12 protein-coding genes are annotated in these 15,734 nt (G+C 60.9%); 6 read left to right on the forward strand and 6 right to left on the reverse strand.

The features are described 5' to 3' along the window. Window positions 1-28: 28 nt before the first annotated feature. Window positions 29-1,255, forward strand: a complete 1,227-nt coding sequence (locus K8U03_07250) for an insulinase family protein (GenBank protein ID MCE9604685.1) — start codon at window positions 29-31, stop codon at window positions 1,253-1,255. A gap of 63 nt (window positions 1,256-1,318) precedes the next feature. Here K8U03_07250 and K8U03_07255 read toward each other — a convergent pair whose 3' ends face one another. Then, window positions 1,319-2,104 carry a type II secretion system GspH family protein gene (locus K8U03_07255; protein MCE9604686.1) on the reverse strand — a complete coding sequence of 262 codons (786 nt, stop codon included), beginning with the start codon at window positions 2,102-2,104 and terminating at the stop codon, window positions 1,319-1,321. Window positions 2,105-2,359: 255 nt separating this feature from the next. Beyond that, window positions 2,360-2,845: a hypothetical protein gene (locus K8U03_07260; protein ID MCE9604687.1), complete on the reverse strand. Its 486-nt coding sequence runs from the start codon at window positions 2,843-2,845 to the stop codon at window positions 2,360-2,362. Window positions 2,846-3,044: 199 nt separating this feature from the next. Between K8U03_07260 and K8U03_07265 the strand changes: the two genes are divergently transcribed. The 5 genes from K8U03_07265 to K8U03_07285 all read left to right on the forward strand — a co-directional run bounded on the left by K8U03_07265 (window position 3,045) and on the right by K8U03_07285 (window position 10,990). After that, window positions 3,045-3,971, forward strand: coding sequence for a glucosamine-6-phosphate isomerase (locus tag K8U03_07265; protein ID MCE9604688.1), 927 nt, complete (start codon window positions 3,045-3,047; stop codon window positions 3,969-3,971). A gap of 147 nt (window positions 3,972-4,118) precedes the next feature. Then, a complete protein-coding gene (locus tag K8U03_07270; protein MCE9604689.1) occupies window positions 4,119-4,889 on the forward strand; it encodes a PIG-L family deacetylase in 771 nt (256 codons plus the stop codon). A 256-nt stretch (window positions 4,890-5,145) separates the two neighbouring features. Beyond that, window positions 5,146-6,582, forward strand: coding sequence for a dihydrolipoyl dehydrogenase (gene lpdA, locus K8U03_07275; protein MCE9604690.1), 1,437 nt, complete (start codon window positions 5,146-5,148; stop codon window positions 6,580-6,582). A 252-nt stretch (window positions 6,583-6,834) separates the two neighbouring features. After that, window positions 6,835-9,522, forward strand: coding sequence for a pyruvate dehydrogenase (acetyl-transferring), homodimeric type (aceE, locus tag K8U03_07280; GenBank protein ID MCE9604691.1), 2,688 nt, complete (start codon window positions 6,835-6,837; stop codon window positions 9,520-9,522). Window positions 9,523-9,643: 121 nt separating this feature from the next. After that, entirely contained in the window at window positions 9,644-10,990 is a 1,347-nt protein-coding gene (locus K8U03_07285) for a 2-oxo acid dehydrogenase subunit E2 (protein ID MCE9604692.1), read from the forward strand. A gap of 97 nt (window positions 10,991-11,087) precedes the next feature. Here the strand turns inward: K8U03_07285 and K8U03_07290 are convergent, their stop codons facing one another. The 4 genes from K8U03_07290 to K8U03_07305 all read right to left on the reverse strand — a co-directional run bounded on the left by K8U03_07290 (window position 11,088) and on the right by K8U03_07305 (window position 15,696). Continuing rightward, complete coding sequence (locus K8U03_07290; GenBank protein ID MCE9604693.1) at window positions 11,088-12,347, reverse strand: DUF1207 domain-containing protein; 1,260 nt, start codon at window positions 12,345-12,347, stop codon at window positions 11,088-11,090. A gap of 274 nt (window positions 12,348-12,621) precedes the next feature. Beyond that, window positions 12,622-13,062 (reverse strand): chorismate mutase, encoded by a 441-nt coding sequence (gene aroH / locus K8U03_07295; protein MCE9604694.1) that lies wholly within the window; start codon window positions 13,060-13,062, stop codon window positions 12,622-12,624. Between the two features lie 64 nt (window positions 13,063-13,126). Beyond that, complete coding sequence (locus K8U03_07300) at window positions 13,127-14,389, reverse strand: VCBS repeat-containing protein (GenBank protein MCE9604695.1); 1,263 nt, start codon at window positions 14,387-14,389, stop codon at window positions 13,127-13,129. 8 nt (window positions 14,390-14,397) lie between these two features. Further along, entirely contained in the window at window positions 14,398-15,696 is a 1,299-nt protein-coding gene (locus K8U03_07305; GenBank protein MCE9604696.1) for a PQQ-binding-like beta-propeller repeat protein, read from the reverse strand. Window positions 15,697-15,734: the final 38 nt, after the last annotated feature.

A 15,734-nucleotide genomic window follows, 5' to 3' on the forward strand; every position in this document is an offset into this window, starting at 1 on the left:
AAGCAATGCGTCGGCTGCGCGCAAGCCGGTGCAATTCCGTAAGCAAGTCTTAGACAACGGGCTCGAGATCGTCGCCGAAGTGAACGACGAGGCCCGCAGCAGCTCGCTCGGCTTCTTCGTGCGAACCGGTGCGCGCGACGAAACCGACGACGTCGCCGGCGTGAGCCACTTCCTCGAACACATGATGTTCAAAGGAACTCCTACACGCACGGCCGAGCAAGTGAACCTTGAGTTCGATGCGCTCGGGGCCGATTACAACGCTTTCACGAGCGAAGAGCAAACCGTGTACTACGCTTCGGTGTTGCCCGAATATCAGGGCCGCACGACGGAACTACTGGCCGACATGCTCCGCCCGTCGCTCCGCACCGAAGACTTCGACACCGAGAAGAAAGTGATCGTCGAAGAGATTCGGATGTACCTCGATCAGCCGCCGTTCGGGGCCGACGACCTCGTGCGGTCGCTGCATTACGGCAAGCACCCGCTCGGCCGGAGCGTGCTCGGCACGGTCGAGAGCATTGAAGCGTTGCCGGTCGACGCGATGCGGGCTTACTTCGAGCGCCGCTACTCGCCGACGAACATCATGGTGGCCGCGGCCGGTAAGATCGATTTCGACAAGCTGGTCGAAGACGTGCATCGCTACTGCCACGCCTGGCAGCGCATCGAGACGGAGCGCGACATTACGACGGCCGTCGGCGAGCGCAAGTTTCAGGTGTTGCATAAGCCGAAGTCGACGCAAGAATATGTCATTCAAGTGGCCGATGCCCCTTCGTCGACCGACGCCGATCGGTATGCCGCGAAGATTCTTACCGTCATTCTCGGCGACGACAGCGGCAGTCGATTCTTCTGGGAGATCGTCGATCCCGGCTTGGCGGAAAGCGCGAGCCTCTCGCATCACGACGGCCAAGGTTCCGGAGCGTTCATCGGATATCTGGCGTGCGACCCGGAGTTGGCGGCCGACAACTTGCAGCGCCTCGCGAAGATTTATGCCGACGTCGAAGCCGGCGGCGTGACCGAAACCGAACTCGCGCAAGCGAAGAGCAAGCTCAACTCGCGCGTCGTGTTGTCGGGCGAACGACCCCGCGGCCGGCTCTTCAACATCGGCGGCAATTGGATGCAACGCCGCGAATACCGCACGATCCACGACGACCTCGAAGCGGTCGACAGGATCACGACGGCCGATCTGGCGGCCGTCGTGAAGAAATGGCCGCTGACGAAGAACACGACCGTCGTCGTCGGCCCGCTGGAAACGATTTAAGGGAACGATTCGATTTAAGGGGACATTCTACTTTAATCATTAAAGTAGAATGTCCCCTTTTCGTTAGTTCTTGTTTGAGTTCCAGAACTCGGCGAGGTGGTCGTTGAGCGTCACGATGCCGTCCGGATGGAACGCCACGATGCCGATCAGGCGCGCGCGATCGAGCGGGCTGCCGCCGGCCGTGGCGGTTTGATAGACGATGCCGAAACGGGAGTAAGCCAAGTTCGGAGCCGAGGTTCCTTCGTCGGAGAAATGCACCGGGGCTTCTTGTAGCGTCTTGCCTTGCATCGTCGTGCGGCTTCCGGCACCGAACACGACATAGGTCCCATCGACGGGCAGCGAGAATTTGCGCAGCGCCGCCGCGCCGGTGATCGCCGCCAGCGGTGTCGTCGTGCCGATCGTCGTCACGGTCGGCAGCGTCGCCGTGCTGTTGCCGTAGGGATAGAACGTCGGGTTGAAGTCGCCGGTCGTCGCGACGACCATTTGCGCCACCGTCTTAATTCCCGCGGCGTTGAGCGAGTCGATCGTCTCTTGGGTCGGCACTGGGATCGTCGTCAGATCGAAGCCCGTATTGCCGGGAACGTACGTCGCGATGGTTCCCGCCGGGGTCGTCACGAGCGAGTCGAAATTGTTGGGCGACGATAGGTAGATCGCCTCATGCGTCTGCAGGGCCTTGGCAAGCTCGCCGACGTTCGTGGCTCCCGTCGAAGTATGGGCCCGCGTGATCATATTCGGCAACAGCGGCAGGATGATTCCGGCCACGGCGGCCAAGATCACCATGACGACGACGAGCTCGACCAACGTGAGAGCACGGCGAACCGACGGACGAGATCGGGATGGCATCTTCATAGGTTCTTCTCCGGTAACGACAAGTAATCTGCAAACGCAACACAATTGCATGTGATGTGTTATTGCAAAAGAATAGTCATTGTCAATACCGAAGGGAGAAATCTCACGCAATTCCGATCAGGCGCTCAAAATCCCGTTAAACTACGAACGAAATGCCACCGGAAGGCAGGTAGGAGTGCCTTGGGGATCGATCGGACGTGCCGCCGGACGTCCTGATTGCCGTTCGATCCGGCTACGACATGTGGAGCGCGCCCGCTACTTTTCAGATGGCTTGGCGAAGTCAAATCGCGTCGGCTTCGCGAGCCGTTCCCAATCGCTCGCCCCTAAGACGATCGAGGTCGTCAGCGAGCCGGCATTGAAGGCCACGCGGTCGGTTCTTACGCCGATCATAGTATCGGCATAGATCTCGAACGGGAGGATCGGCTCGCCGAAGGGTGGGACGCTGCCGGGAACTAAGCCGGTTCTTTCGAGCAGTTCTTCCGGCGTGGCGAAGCGTGTCTTTTTTACGTTCAAGCGACGTTTGACGGCGGCGGAATCGAGGTGCGTATCGGCGCAGAGAATGAAGAGGCGGAAGAGGTCGTCGGTCTTAAGCAAGATCGCCTTCGCGCCGACGTCGAGCGGCTCGCCGCGGGCCGCGGCCGACTCTTCCGACGTGCGGGTCGGCTCGTGGTCGAGGCGGCGGAACGATGCACCGTCGGCAGCGAGAAGTTCGAGGATGCGATCGAGTACGGTGACTTGCATGGGGAATCGTTCGTGTTGCTGAGTACGCGCGTGACTGATTGTCTTGAGGTTGGGAGCGCGTCTGCCCCTCATCCGGCTTTCGGCCACCTTCTCCCGTGGGAGAAGGGTTTGGGCCACGGCCAGAAACCTTTCTCGGCGCGTGGCGATATGGTACGTTTGCGGCTCGCCGCAACATAATCGTATCGGGAGACCGCGAGGCATGCGACCGCTATCGAAGATCAGTGCCGATTGGTGGGACTACACGACGCTCGATAAAGACATCTTGGACGAGGCGGCCCGGCTCACGCCTGCCGACTTGGCGAAGCTCGCCCGGCCCGGCTTTGCGATTAAGTTTTACGAGACGCGCGAAGATTTTTATCTGGCTGAAGCGCTCGAATATATCACCGCGTGGAAGCAGGCGACGCCGGAGCGGCCGGCCGGAATTTGCGGGCCGATCGGGCCGACCGAGCAGTTGCCGCTCGTTGCGCGATTGGTGAACGAACTCGAACTCGACCTGAAACATTGCCATTTTTGGGGCATGGACGAATGGGTGCTCGACGGCAAAGAAGCGCCGATCGATTTCCCGTTGAGCTTCGCGAAGGCCGATATGGATCTGTGTTTCGATCGGATTCGGCCCGAGTTGAGGATGCCGAAGGAGAATATCCATTTCCCGAAAGTCGACGCGCGCGAATATTCGGCGAGCTACGATCGGGCCCGTTGCATCGTGATGCAAGGAGGCCAAGGGGAAGTGAAGCATTGGGCGTTCAACGATCCGGCGAAGCGCGAAGGGAAATACAAAGACGCGCCGCCGACGCCGGAAGAATATCGCAAACTCGGCACGCGCATCGTCGACTTACATCCGATGACGATCATTCAGAACGCGCGGACCTCGGGCGGAGGCGTCGTGACGAACGTGCCGCAACAAGCGCTGACGGTCGGGCCGGTCGAGACATGGAAGTCGGAAAAGGTTTCCATTTGGCACTACGGGCACCACGACAACCCGTTCGGCCTCCGGCTGACGAGCTTGATGATCTCGAAGAAGCTGGCCGACTCTTCGGTGCCGATGTCGCTCTTGGCCGACCACCCGAACGTGCAGTTCAATTTTTACACGCCGGGAATCGGGTCTTGCGACTCGGAGATGCATTAGGAAGGGGTCGGGGGTCAGGGGTCGGGGATCAGGTGATGAATTGACTGAGCTCCGAAACTAACTCCATTGCTTATCCAAATAAGCGACCGCACTGCTGACCTCTGATACCGACCCCCGACCCCTGTCCCCCGACCCCTGAATCCTCCCATGTCCTCCGTTTTTGCGATTGCTGCGCATCCTGACGATATCGAAATCGTGATGGCCGGTACGTTGTCGTTGTTGCAGGATGTCGGTTACGACGTCCACTACATGAACGTCGCCAACGGTTGTTGCGGGTCGACCGTGTATGGTCGTGAAGAGTTGATCGCGATGCGGCGCGAAGAAGCGCGCGAGGCGTGTCGGATCGCCGGGTTCACTTGGCACGAAAGTCTCGTGAACGATATGGAGGTGATGTACGATCGGCCGACTTTGTTTCGGCTCACGGCGATCGTGCGCGAGGTGCGGCCGGCGATCGTGCTTACGCACTCGCCCGTCGACTACATGGAAGATCATACGAACACCTGCCGCCTCGCCACGACCGCGGCCTTCGCGCGCTGCATGCCGAACTTCCCTTGCGATCCGCCGACGGCGGCCTATTACGACGACGTCGCGGTTTACCACGCGCAGCCGCACGGCAATACCGATCCTCTCTATGGGCCGATCGTGCCGAAGTTGTTCGTCGACGTGGGGACTAAGATCCCGTTGAAGACGGAAATGCTCGCGGCGCATCGCAGCCAGAAGCTCTGGCTCGACCAAAGCCAAGGGATGGATTCGTATCTCCATTCGATGCAAGAACTGATGCGCGGCGTGGGGAAGCTGTCGGGTGGCCGTTGCGAATATGCCGAAGGCTGGCGACGGCATCTGCATCTCGGGTTCAGCGCCGGCCCGATCGATCCGCTGCGCGAAGCGCTCGGGTCGAAAGCGATCGCCGCCGACTAACGTGCCGCAGGTCCTCGACAGGCTGGTGACTACCGCCCACCGACCGCCGCCGCACGTTCTTGCAGAATCGTAAGGGCGACTATGTTCTTCGCGGCGAGTATCACGCTGCGTAATACCTACGATCGGCCGCGGCCGAACGATCGACGCGATCCGGGCGTTCCCCCTGGTCGATCGCCTCCGTTACAGATTAAGATGAGAGGCTTTCCGGCCGATGTTAGGTGGGAAACTTTGAGCGACTTGATCAATCAGGTAAATCATGCATAGCCATGTGGTTGTGCTCGGCGGCGGGCCGGGCGGATATGCCGCGGCTTTTCTGGCGGCCGACCTCGGGATGGAAGTCACGATCGTCGAGGCCGACCCTCGCCTCGGGGGCACCTGCCTGCTGCGCGGGTGCATCCCCTCGAAGGCCCTGCTGCATGTGGCCCGCGTGATCGAAGAAGCGCACGAGATGACCGATTGGGGGGTCGCCTTCGAGAAGCCGAAGGTGAGCGTCGACGCCGTTCGCGCTCGCAAAGAGAAGGTGATCGGCACGCTCACCGGCGGGCTCAAGCAGCTCGCGAAGCAGCGCAAGGTGCGCGTCATCCACGCGAAGGGAGTGTTCGAGAACTCCACGACCTTGCGGCTCGAAGGGGGCGAGATCGCCACCGGTGCCGACAACACGCTGACCTTCGACCATTGCGTGCTCGCGAGCGGCAGCACGCCGGCGAAGATTCCGGCGTTCGATCTCGGGACAGACCGTGTGATGGATTCGACCGGCGCTCTGGAGTTGAAGGATATCCCCGAGTCGTTGCTCGTCGTCGGCGGCGGGTACATCGGCCTGGAGATGGGGTCGGTCTATGCCCATCTCGGCTCGAAGGTTACGGTCGTCGAGTTGCTGCCGGGCTTGCTCATGGGGGCCGATCGCGATCTGGTGAAACCGCTCGCGGCGCGGCTCGAAAAGCTGTTTGCCGGGATTTATCTCGAAACGAAAGTCGCTTCGATGGCGAAGCGCGACGACGTCATCGACGTGACGTTCGAAGCCACCGACGGCGCGAAGCGAACCGAAAGCTTCAGCCGCGTGCTGGTCTCCGTCGGGCGGAAGCCGAACAGCCAAGGGATCGGTCTGGAGAAGACGAAGGTCGAGATCGATAAGAAGGGTTTCGTGAAGATCGACAAACAGCAGCGGACGGCCGACCCGAAGATCTTCGCGATCGGCGATGTCGCCGGCGAACCGATGCTGGCGCATAAGGCTTCGCACGAAGGTCGCACCGCGGTCGAAGTGATCCACGGCGATGCCGCCGCGCAGTTCGATGCGTTGGCGATTCCGGCCGTCGTGTTCACCGATCCGGAAGTGGCCTGGGCCGGCCTCACGGAAGACCAAGCGAAGAAGGAAGGCCGCGAGGTCGAAATCGCGCGCTATCCCTGGGCGGCGAGCGGCAAGGCGCAAGCTCTCGGCCGGACCGAAGGGATGACGAAAATGATCGTCGATCCGCAAACCGATCGGGTGCTCGGGGTCGGAATCGTCGGGTCGAATGCCGGCGATCTGATCAGCGAGGCGGTCTTAGCCATCGAAATGGGGGCTACCGTGGAAGACGTTTCCCGTTCGATTCATCCACACCCGACGCTGAGCGAAACGGTGGCCTTTGCCGGAGAAGTGTATCTCGGTCTCGCTACCGAGATCTATAAGCCGCGGCGTGACCGACAGGAGCAGTAGTTCGCAGCGGCTTTGAGGCAGCGGCGATCGGCGAGGTAAAACCGCGTAAAGAAGCTAACAAACGGTCAGACCTTTACGGCAATCGATGGGCGGGAAATAATACCGACGCGGGGAAGTGTTAAACGGATATGCAAAAGTAGGTTGCGCGTTTCCCGCGCGACCGAACAGCGCGAAGTTTTCGGGCATCGATCGGCCATGTAAGCCGCGGTTCGAAGAAGTTCGCCGAGAAGATCAAAACTGGGGAGTTCGAGTATGTCGCAGGTAGATTCGACGCCGGTCAGCGGCGATAGCGATCCGGCGGAGACGGCCGAATGGCTCGAGTCGCTTCAGTATGCGCTAGAGACCAAAGGTCCGGAGCGCGTGGCGTATCTGATGTCGAAATTGTCGGTGGCGGCACATCGCCACGGCGTCGACCTGCCGTTCTCGGCGACCACTCCCTACATCAACACGATCCCGGTCGACAAGCAACCGGTCTTCCCGGGCAACCGCGAGATCGAGCGCCGCATCAAGAGCATTATCCGTTGGAACGCGATGGCGATGGTCGTTCGCGCCAACAAGGTCGGCCCCGATGGGCCCGGCGGGCACATCAGCACCTTCGCCTCCTCGGCCACGCTGTACGAAATCGGCTACAACCACTTCTTCCGCGGTAAAGGCGACGGCTACGACGGCGACCAAGTCTACTTTCAAGGTCACGCCTCGCCGGGTATGTATTCGCGTGCCTTCGTCGAAGGACGCTTGAGCGAAGCGCAACTCGTCAACTTCCGACATGAATTGGCGCCGGGCGGCGGCCTCTCCAGCTATCCGCATCCCTGGCTCATGCCGGAGTTTTGGGAGTTCCCGACGGTCTCGATGGGTCTCGGCCCGATCAATTCGATCTATCAAGCTCGCTTCAACAAATACCTCGCCGATCGCGGCTTGAAGGATACTACGAACCAAAAGGTTTGGGCGTTCCTCGGCGACGGCGAATGCGACGAGCCCGAATCGCTCGGCGCGATCACGCTCGCCTCGCGCGAAAAGCTCGACAACCTGATCTTCGTGATCAACTGCAACTTGCAACGGCTCGACGGCCCGGTGCGCGGTAACGGCAAGATCATCCAAGAGCTCGAAGGGGCTTTCCGCGGCGCCGGCTGGAACGTCATTAAGGTCGTTTGGGGCGACGATTGGGACGCACTCCTCGAAAAAGATCACAGCGGCGCGCTCGTCGAGCGGATGGGCGAAGTCGTCGACGGCGAGTACCAAAAATACGTCGTCAGCGGCGGGGCTTACATTCGCGAGCACTTCTTCGGCAAGAGCCCGGAGTTGCTGGAGATGGTGTCGCACATGAGCGACGAAAAGATCAACAGCATGCGCCGCGGCGGGCACGACCCGGAGAAGGTTTACGCCGCCTACAAGTGGGCCGCCGAAAACAAGAACGGCAAGCCGACCGTGATCCTCGCTAAGACGATCAAGGGCTACGGCCTCGGCGAAGCGGGCGAAGGTCGCAACGTTGCGCACAACCAAAAGAAGGTCAACGAGAACGAATTGATTCAGTTCCGCTCGCGGTTCGGGATTCCGATTTCGGATGAAGACGTCGTGAAGGCGCCGTTCTACAAGCCGGCAGAAGACAGCCCGGAGATGAAGTATCTCCGCGAGCGTCGCGAAGCGCTCGGCGGTCCGGTGCCGATCCGCTCGAAGGAGCGACCGAAGTCGATCATTCCGCCGAACTCGAACTTCGCCGATTCGTTCACCTCGAGCGACGATCGCGAAGTCTCGACGACGATGGCCTTCGTCAAGCAATTCGCGCGGCTCTTGAAAGACAAGAACATCGGCAAGTACATCGTGCCGATCGTCCCCGACGAGTCGCGCACATTCGGCATGGATCCGCTCTTCTCGCAATGCGGCATCTACGCTCACGCCGGCCAACTCTACGAGCCGGTCGATAGCGATAACTTCCTCTACTACAAGGAAGCCAAAGACGGCCAGATCCTCGAAGAAGGGATCACCGAGGCCGGCTCGATGGCGTCGTTCATCGCCGCGGGTTCGTCGTATGTGACGCACGGAATCAACATGATTCCGTTCTTCGTCTACTATTCGATGTTCGGTTTCCAGCGCATCGGCGACTCGATCTGGTTGGCCCAAGACATGAAGTGCAAGGGCTTCCTCATGGGAGGAACCGCGGGCCGCACCACGCTGAACGGCGAAGGCTTGCAGCATCAAGACGGCCACAGCCATTTGATCGCGTCTTCGTTCCCGGGCATCCGCTGCTACGATCCGGCCTACGCTTATGAGATTGCGACGATCGTGCTCGACGGCATGCGCGAGATGTACGAGCGCGACCAAGAGGTGATGTACTACATCACGCTCCACAACGAAAACTACAAGATGCCGGCGATGCCCGCCGGAGTCGAAGAAGGCATCATCAAGGGGATGTACAAAGTTTCCTCGGTCGACGCCGGCAGCGGCGCGCCGAAGGTCGTGTTATTCGGCAGCGGAGCCATCCTCCGCTGTGCGCTCGATTCGCAGAAGCTTTTAGCCGAGAAGTACGGCGTGTCGAGCAACGTCTACAGCGTCACGAGCTACAAGACCCTCTGGACCGAAGCCAACGACTGCGAGCATTGGAACCTGCTCCACCCGAGCGAGACGCCGAAGAAGTCGTACGTCGAAAAATTGTTGGCGGACGAAACCGGTCCGTTCATCTCGACCAGCGACAATGTCCGCCTCGTCGCGCAACAGATCGAACCTTGGGTGCCGGGCGATTACTACGTGCTCGGCTGCGACGGCGTCGGCCGAAGCGATCGCCGCGCACGTCTCCGTCGTCACTTCGAAGTGGATGCGGAATGCACGACGCTCGCCGCGCTTACTCGTCTCGCGAAGCAAGGAAAGTTCGATGCGGCGAAATTGCCGCAAGTGATTAAGGATCTCGGAATCGATCCCGAGAAGGGGAATCCGGTTTCGATTTAGGTCTGCGTCGTCGCCGGCCGTGAGTCGCAGCGTGCGTCGTCGCGGCGTCCGGCTTCGGTAAAGCAATTTCGTTCGACATCTTTACGCCTGCACTATTTTTTCGACTGTGGAGCGCCCGTTCATGGCCATCGACTTCAAGCTTCCCAACCTCGGTGAAAACATCGATTCCGGCGACGTCATCAACGTCCTGGTCAAGGAAGGGGACGTCGTCAAGGCGAACCAAGGGATCATCGAAGTCGAGACCGGCAAAGCGACGGTCGAAATTCCGAGCCCATCGGCCGGCACGATCTCGAAGCTCTTCGTGAAGGCCGGCGGCACCATCAAGGTCGGCGGCACGATCGCCACGATCGAAGCGTCGGCCGGCGGTGCTCCGGCTGCGAAGCCCGCGGCACCTGCGCCGAAGCCCGAAGCGGCCCCGGCTCCTAAGGCGGAAGCTCCGAAGCCCGCCCCGGCCGAGGCAAAGCAAGCGGAAGTGAAGACGCCGGAAACGAAGCCTTCGCCGGTGACGGACCCGGCTCCCGCGCCGGCCGCGGCCGAAGAAGACCACGAAGGAACCGCGGCCCCGGCCGGCCCTGCCACTCGCCGGCTCGCTCGCGAACTCGGCGTCGACTTGGCTCGGGTCGAAGGAACCGGTCCCGGCGGTCGCATCACGCGCGACGACATCATCGCCTCGGTTCGCAAGTCGACGTCGGCCCCGGTGAAGGCCGCCGGTACTACGAAGAGCGGTGCCAAGCCGGCCGCCGGCGGCGAAGGGACGCCGAGCGAAGACAAGCACGGCCCGATCCGCACGCAACCGATGTCGCGCACGCGAAAGGCGATCGTCGGCGCGATGACCGCTTCGCTCACGATCCCGGCGCTCACGAACTTCGACGACGCCGACATCACCGAACTCGATCGGATGCGCAAGGGAAGCTCCGAGGCCAAGGGGGCCGGCAAGCTCACGATGTTGCCGTTCGTGATGAAAGCCGTGGCGATGGCGCTCAAGGCGCACCCGAACTTGAACGCCTCGCTCGATCTGAAGAACGAGACGATCATCTACAAGGACTACGTCAACCTCGGCTGCGCAATCGACACCGAGCGCGGGCTCGTCGTGCCGGTGATCAAAGACGTCGATCAATTGTCGATCCCGGCGATCTCCGGTGCCGTCGCCGAAATCGCCGAGAAGGCGAAAGTGAACAAGCTCGGGCAGGCCGATGTCAGCGGTGCCACGTTCACGATCTCGAACCTCGGGGCCATCGGCGGCACCTATTCGACGCCGATCATCAGTCAGCCGGAAGTCGCGATTCTGCTCTTAGGGCGGTCGCGCTACATGCCGGTCGTGGTGAACGACAAGATCGAGATTCGCCTGATGATGCCGCTCAGCTTGTCGTACGACCATCGCCTGATCGACGGCGCCACCGCGGCTCGCTTCCTCAACGAAGTGAAGAATTATCTGCAAGTGCCCGGGCGCTTGTTGCTCGCCTCGTAGAGTTCCAACAACTAGAGCGTTGCGAAGACGTTTCGCTGCCACGCTTGCGGGTTCGCGAAACCGCAAGCGTGGCGTTGCACCGAGCTTGTCGCCGGGCTTAAAAGTCGTACCAAATTCCTAGGCCGACTTTGTTCTCGTTCACGTTGTAGAACTCGAACTGGTTGCTTTTGCCGTTGTAGTATTGCAGCCCCACTCGAAGGAGTTTCCCTTCGTTCCACGGGCGCCATTGCCAACCGGCCTGCACGACTAAGTTGCCGCTGTAGTTCTGCTCTTGGCGAATGTAGCCGTTGATCGCCGCGAACGGCGAGCCGCGCTTCGACGGGGCCAACGGGCTGTAATCGGCCCCGAATTGAAACTCCCACGGCTTCGCCACGTCGGCGTTGAAGGCCCAACCGGCCTCCGCATACAGCCGTAAGTCGTCGGTAATGTAGTACGACTGGCCGAGTACGAATTCATCGCGAACGTAGTTGATGCGTTGAAACGTCGGATGCGAGACCATGTATTCGTCGCCGGCATGAGCGCTGATGTGGTAGAAGGCCGCTTTCGTCGCCCAGCGACCGATGCCGTAGGTGATCGGCAGGCCGGCTCGGAAGTCGACCGATTGGAGATCCTCGTTGTTTTCGAGATCGAGCCTTGGCTGCGCGGAACCTTCGACGTCGACCTCGAAACCTTCCGGCCGAATCGGGTTCGTCGACCCGTAGCGAAACAGGCCGACCCGCCCGCCGAGCGTGATGTCCCACATCCAACCGGCTCGCTTGTCGTGCTCGAACACGGTCGCCATGCGCGACTCTTTGACGCCGGCCAAATAAGACCGATAGATCAATCCTGCCGGCAGAAATTGCGGCGTCCAATCCAAGTAGGCGTTCGGATCGTAAGGGAAACGGGAATCGCCGAAATAGCCGTCGTGCGGCGCTTCGATGAAGACGTCGTCGTCGGTGCCGAGCGTGATCGGAGCGGGCGTCGTCGTCAGGATCGGAGGAGTCGCCGGAACCGTCTCCGAGATGAGCGGACGTCCTTTCGAAAACGGATCGACTTGCGGCGGCTGCACGCGCGACGAAGCCGCGGGTGCGAAGAGGCGCCGCGGAATCTCTCGCGCCGCGTCGAGGTTCTCGCGGACTGTGTTGGGAAGCCGCGCGTTCGTCGCTGCTCCTAAGCTGGAGCGAGGCACGATCGGTTCGACCTTAGTGTATGGAGCCGTAGTGGTTGGAACTGTAGCGGATGGAGTTGCAACGGCCGGAGGCGTAGCGATCGGCTTTGCGATGGCGACGGGGAGCGTTTTCGGCGGGGCCTTGAGCGTGGTGCCCGAGGCGCGAGATTGACCGAACGTCGTCGTTGTGCCGAGCGCGATGATGAGCATCGCCGCTGCAATAACCTGGAGAGCGACCTGTGCAAATCTCCACGCGCGATCGAGCCCGATCGAACGAGGAGAAGTCTGCGAAGGTGAGGAGAAGCCGCTCGGCATGTTTGCGCGGAAAACGACGGGAATCGGGTCTGTTTACGCCGCCGTTCGAAAAACGGCGGGCGTATGAGTAGCCGAAACGCTTGCTCCGCTGCAATGGCACATCCGCGGGGCGTGCCGGCAAGCGAGACGACGATGCCGCCGAAGCAGACGCTACCGCTGCCGGCTCGAACTATTTCGGCCGACCGCCGGCGTGCGTAACGAGTTCTTTTTGGATCCATCGCTCCAACTCGTCGAGGTCGACCGGTGGAAGCCGCGATAGATCCGGCCGGAGTTTCACTGCATCGCGAATGTAGACGTGTTGAATCTCCGCGGCCGGCTTCTCGGTGTTCCAGTGCAGCAATACGCGGATGCACTTGCGTAGCGAGCCGGGAACGTCGAGCTCGTGCGTGCAGAGCAAGGCGATGTCGAGCCAGCCGAGTTGGCGCGCGGCCAAAGCAGGGAACTCGGCATTCAGATCGACCGTAGTCGTGAAGATCGCGCTGGCGACATCGGGGGCTTCGATGCCGTTGATGCGGATCATCAATGCCAGCAGTTGCCGAGTCGCGGCGAGAATTTCCTCGCGATTATCGTTTTCGACCGTCGTCGCTCCGCGAACGCCTCGGCAAGCCATGAGAAAAATTCCAATGCGAAGGCCGCCCGGCAAATGGGCCGCCTCAAGAGAAACGGGAAACAAACTACTTCGTTTCGTTCCAGTATATCCGCCCGTTGTGGGTTTGCCGACCGACGACGATGATCTCTTGTTTGCCGTCGCCATCGAGATCGGCCACGGCGAGATCTTCGATCGCCGTCGTCCCCGGCTCGATGAGGGATCGGGTCCAAGCGATCGAGGACGACGGGGCCGCTTTCGCGTCCGCGGCTTTCGCCGAAGGATCGTAGATGCGCAGCCCGCGCCGCTTCTTCGGGTCTTTTTCATCGAGATCGTCGCGGACGCCGATGATCAACTCTTCATCAGCATCGGCATCGAGATTGGCGCACCAGACCGCATGTCCCCATTTCAGCTCTTCGTCGACGACGGTTCGCTGCCAGAGACCGGTCTTCGGATCGGCCGGCTCCGTATAGACGACCACTTGGTGGCCGTGCCATGGTTCGATCGTCGCGATGTAGCGGCTGCCGTCGGCAAGCCGGCCGGCTTTGATTTCGCTTGCGCCGCGGTTCGGACTCGTGGCTTGGTTGCCCGCGCCGATCAAGGTGCGGGTGAACTTTCCTTGCCCGTCGTTGGTGAGCAGGTTCACCCCTTCGAAGCTGGTGACGAGGATGTCGAGATCTTTGTCGCCGTCGAAATCGAGCGGCTGGAAGTTGTGGCAGACATGCATCTCATCGTTCAAGACGCGCATCGGCCAGCGATCGGCTTCGGGATTCTTCGGAACGGAGAAAGCGAGGATGCGCACGCCCGACTCTTGGAAGTTCGGCTTCGTAGAGTCACGTCCCATCAAAGGAACCACGATCAGCTCGCTCCGGCCGTCGCCGTCGAGATCGGCCCAACGCAATCGATGGGTCGTCGGTTCTTCGGAGATCGAGCGGACGATCCAGCGATCGTCCGTGCCGGAAGTCGGACGGGTCAGCCATTGAATCGTGCCGCCGCTTTTCGTATTCGACGGATTCCAGTCGGCACCGAGCGCGAACTCGGGCTTGCCGTCTCCATCGATGTCGTACGGGCCGAGGCAGACATTGTCTTTCTTCGTCTGATCTTGAATTAAGATATGCGGCTTCCACGACGGATTTTGATACCAGACGACGCGCGTCGTATCGACGACCACGATGTCGAGCTTCTTGTCGCCGTCGACGTCGACGATGTTCACCGCGTAGCCGACGGCGAGATCGGTCGCGAATTCCTGGCTGCGGAGCGCAAGCTCGCCGGCCGAAGCCGACCGCAACGCGACGCAGGTCGAAGCCAGAAGCAGCGCCGTTTTTAGAACAAGCCGAGAAGTCGTATGCATAGGTGAGACTACTTTTTACCGATGGCGTAGAGAGCGTCGTAGGTGCGCAGATAGAGGCGCCCGCCGGAGATGACCGGCGATGCGGAAACCGCTTCCCCGATATCGTTCTTAGCGAGCAATTCGAACTTAGGACCGGCTTTGACGACCGTCGTCATGCCGTCGCGAGCCGTAAGATAGATTTTGCCGTCGCCGTAGACCGGCGAAGCGCGATGGCGTTGCCGATGGATCTCTTTCGATTCCATATAGAGTTCTTTGCCGGTCTTCGCATCGAGGCAGATGAGAATGCCGTTTTCCCGGCAGAGATACACTAGGCCGTCGTGAACCAGCGGGCTCGGAACATCGGGCGTATTCTCTTCGCGCCGCCAAACATGGCCGACCTGCGTTTCCGTGATGTTGCCTTGAGCATCGACGCTGAGCCCGAGCACCGGCCCGTTCTTGGCCGATGGGACGACGACGAGCCCCTCGGCTGCGACCGGCGTGGCGACGAAGCGGAGCGTCATGTTGTACTTCGTGGTGCCGTTCAGGCCGCCGCAGCGAAAAATCTCTTTACCGTCTTTCAAGTCGTGCGCCGTCACGTAGTCGCAGCCGTGCGAAATGAGATACGCGTGTTTGTCGTCGCGATAAATAATCGGCGAAGCATAAGAATGCTCGCACTCCGCCTTCGCATCGCTCACGCGCTCGTGTTTCCAAACTTCATTGCCGGTCAAAGCGTCGAGTCCGAGGAGGAGGTAGTAGTTCGTGTGCAGCAATTGGATGTACAGCCGATCGCCGTCGATCACCGGCGACGACGTCATGCCGAAGGCGATATTGAACTTGCCGTACTTATCTTGCAGATTGAATTTCCAAATCGCATTGCCTTCGAAGTCGTAGCAGGCCAGTTCGCCGGTGCTGAGCATCGTCCAAACGTGCTTGCCGTCGGTCACGGGGGAAGGGCTGGCCGAGTTCCCTTCGTCGCCCCGAACCGGAGCGTCGCCGGTTCCTAGGGTTCGTTCCCAAAGGATCTTGCCGGCCGTGTCGGCGCAGATGAGCACCAAATCCTTCTCTTTGGCCGAGGTCAGAAAGATGCGGTTGTCCCAAACGACCGGGGTCGCGCCGGCTGGGCCCGGCAGGGGCAGCTTCCAAACGACCCCTTCCGTGGCGCTCCACTTCGTCGGCAGATCGGTCTCGTGGCTGACGCCGTCGAGCTTGGCCCCGCGCCACTGCGGCCAGTTCTCGGCTCGGGCGGTCGCCGCAGAAGCGGCGGCTAGGGCTAGAAATAAGGTCGAAAGACGGCGGGTTACGGAGCGCCGAGACTTCTGCAAAGACATAGAGAGATCCTTAGCTGGCAGGCTATGAGCAGATGCGC

It is taken from the genome of Planctomycetia bacterium (assembly GCA_021413845.1).
Lineage (GTDB): Bacteria > Planctomycetota > Planctomycetia > Pirellulales > PNKZ01 > PNKZ01.

Coding starts and splice junctions, on each gene's coding strand:
- K8U03_07255 (MCE9604686.1), bottom strand. CDS start 2,104: ATGAAGATGCCATCCCGATCTCGTCCGTCGGTTCGCCGTGCTCTCACG.
- K8U03_07260 (MCE9604687.1), bottom strand. CDS start 2,845: ATGCAAGTCACCGTACTCGATCGCATCCTCGAACTTCTCGCTGCCGAC.
- K8U03_07265 (MCE9604688.1), top strand. CDS start 3,045: ATGCGACCGCTATCGAAGATCAGTGCCGATTGGTGGGACTACACGACG.
- K8U03_07270 (MCE9604689.1), top strand. CDS start 4,119: ATGTCCTCCGTTTTTGCGATTGCTGCGCATCCTGACGATATCGAAATC.
- lpdA (MCE9604690.1), top strand. CDS start 5,146: ATGCATAGCCATGTGGTTGTGCTCGGCGGCGGGCCGGGCGGATATGCC.
- aceE (MCE9604691.1), top strand. CDS start 6,835: ATGTCGCAGGTAGATTCGACGCCGGTCAGCGGCGATAGCGATCCGGCG.
- K8U03_07285 (MCE9604692.1), top strand. CDS start 9,644: ATGGCCATCGACTTCAAGCTTCCCAACCTCGGTGAAAACATCGATTCC.
- K8U03_07290 (MCE9604693.1), bottom strand. CDS start 12,347: ATGCTCATCATCGCGCTCGGCACAACGACGACGTTCGGTCAATCTCGC.
- aroH (MCE9604694.1), bottom strand. CDS start 13,062: ATGGCTTGCCGAGGCGTTCGCGGAGCGACGACGGTCGAAAACGATAAT.
- K8U03_07300 (MCE9604695.1), bottom strand. CDS start 14,389: ATGCATACGACTTCTCGGCTTGTTCTAAAAACGGCGCTGCTTCTGGCT.
- K8U03_07305 (MCE9604696.1), bottom strand. CDS start 15,696: ATGTCTTTGCAGAAGTCTCGGCGCTCCGTAACCCGCCGTCTTTCGACC.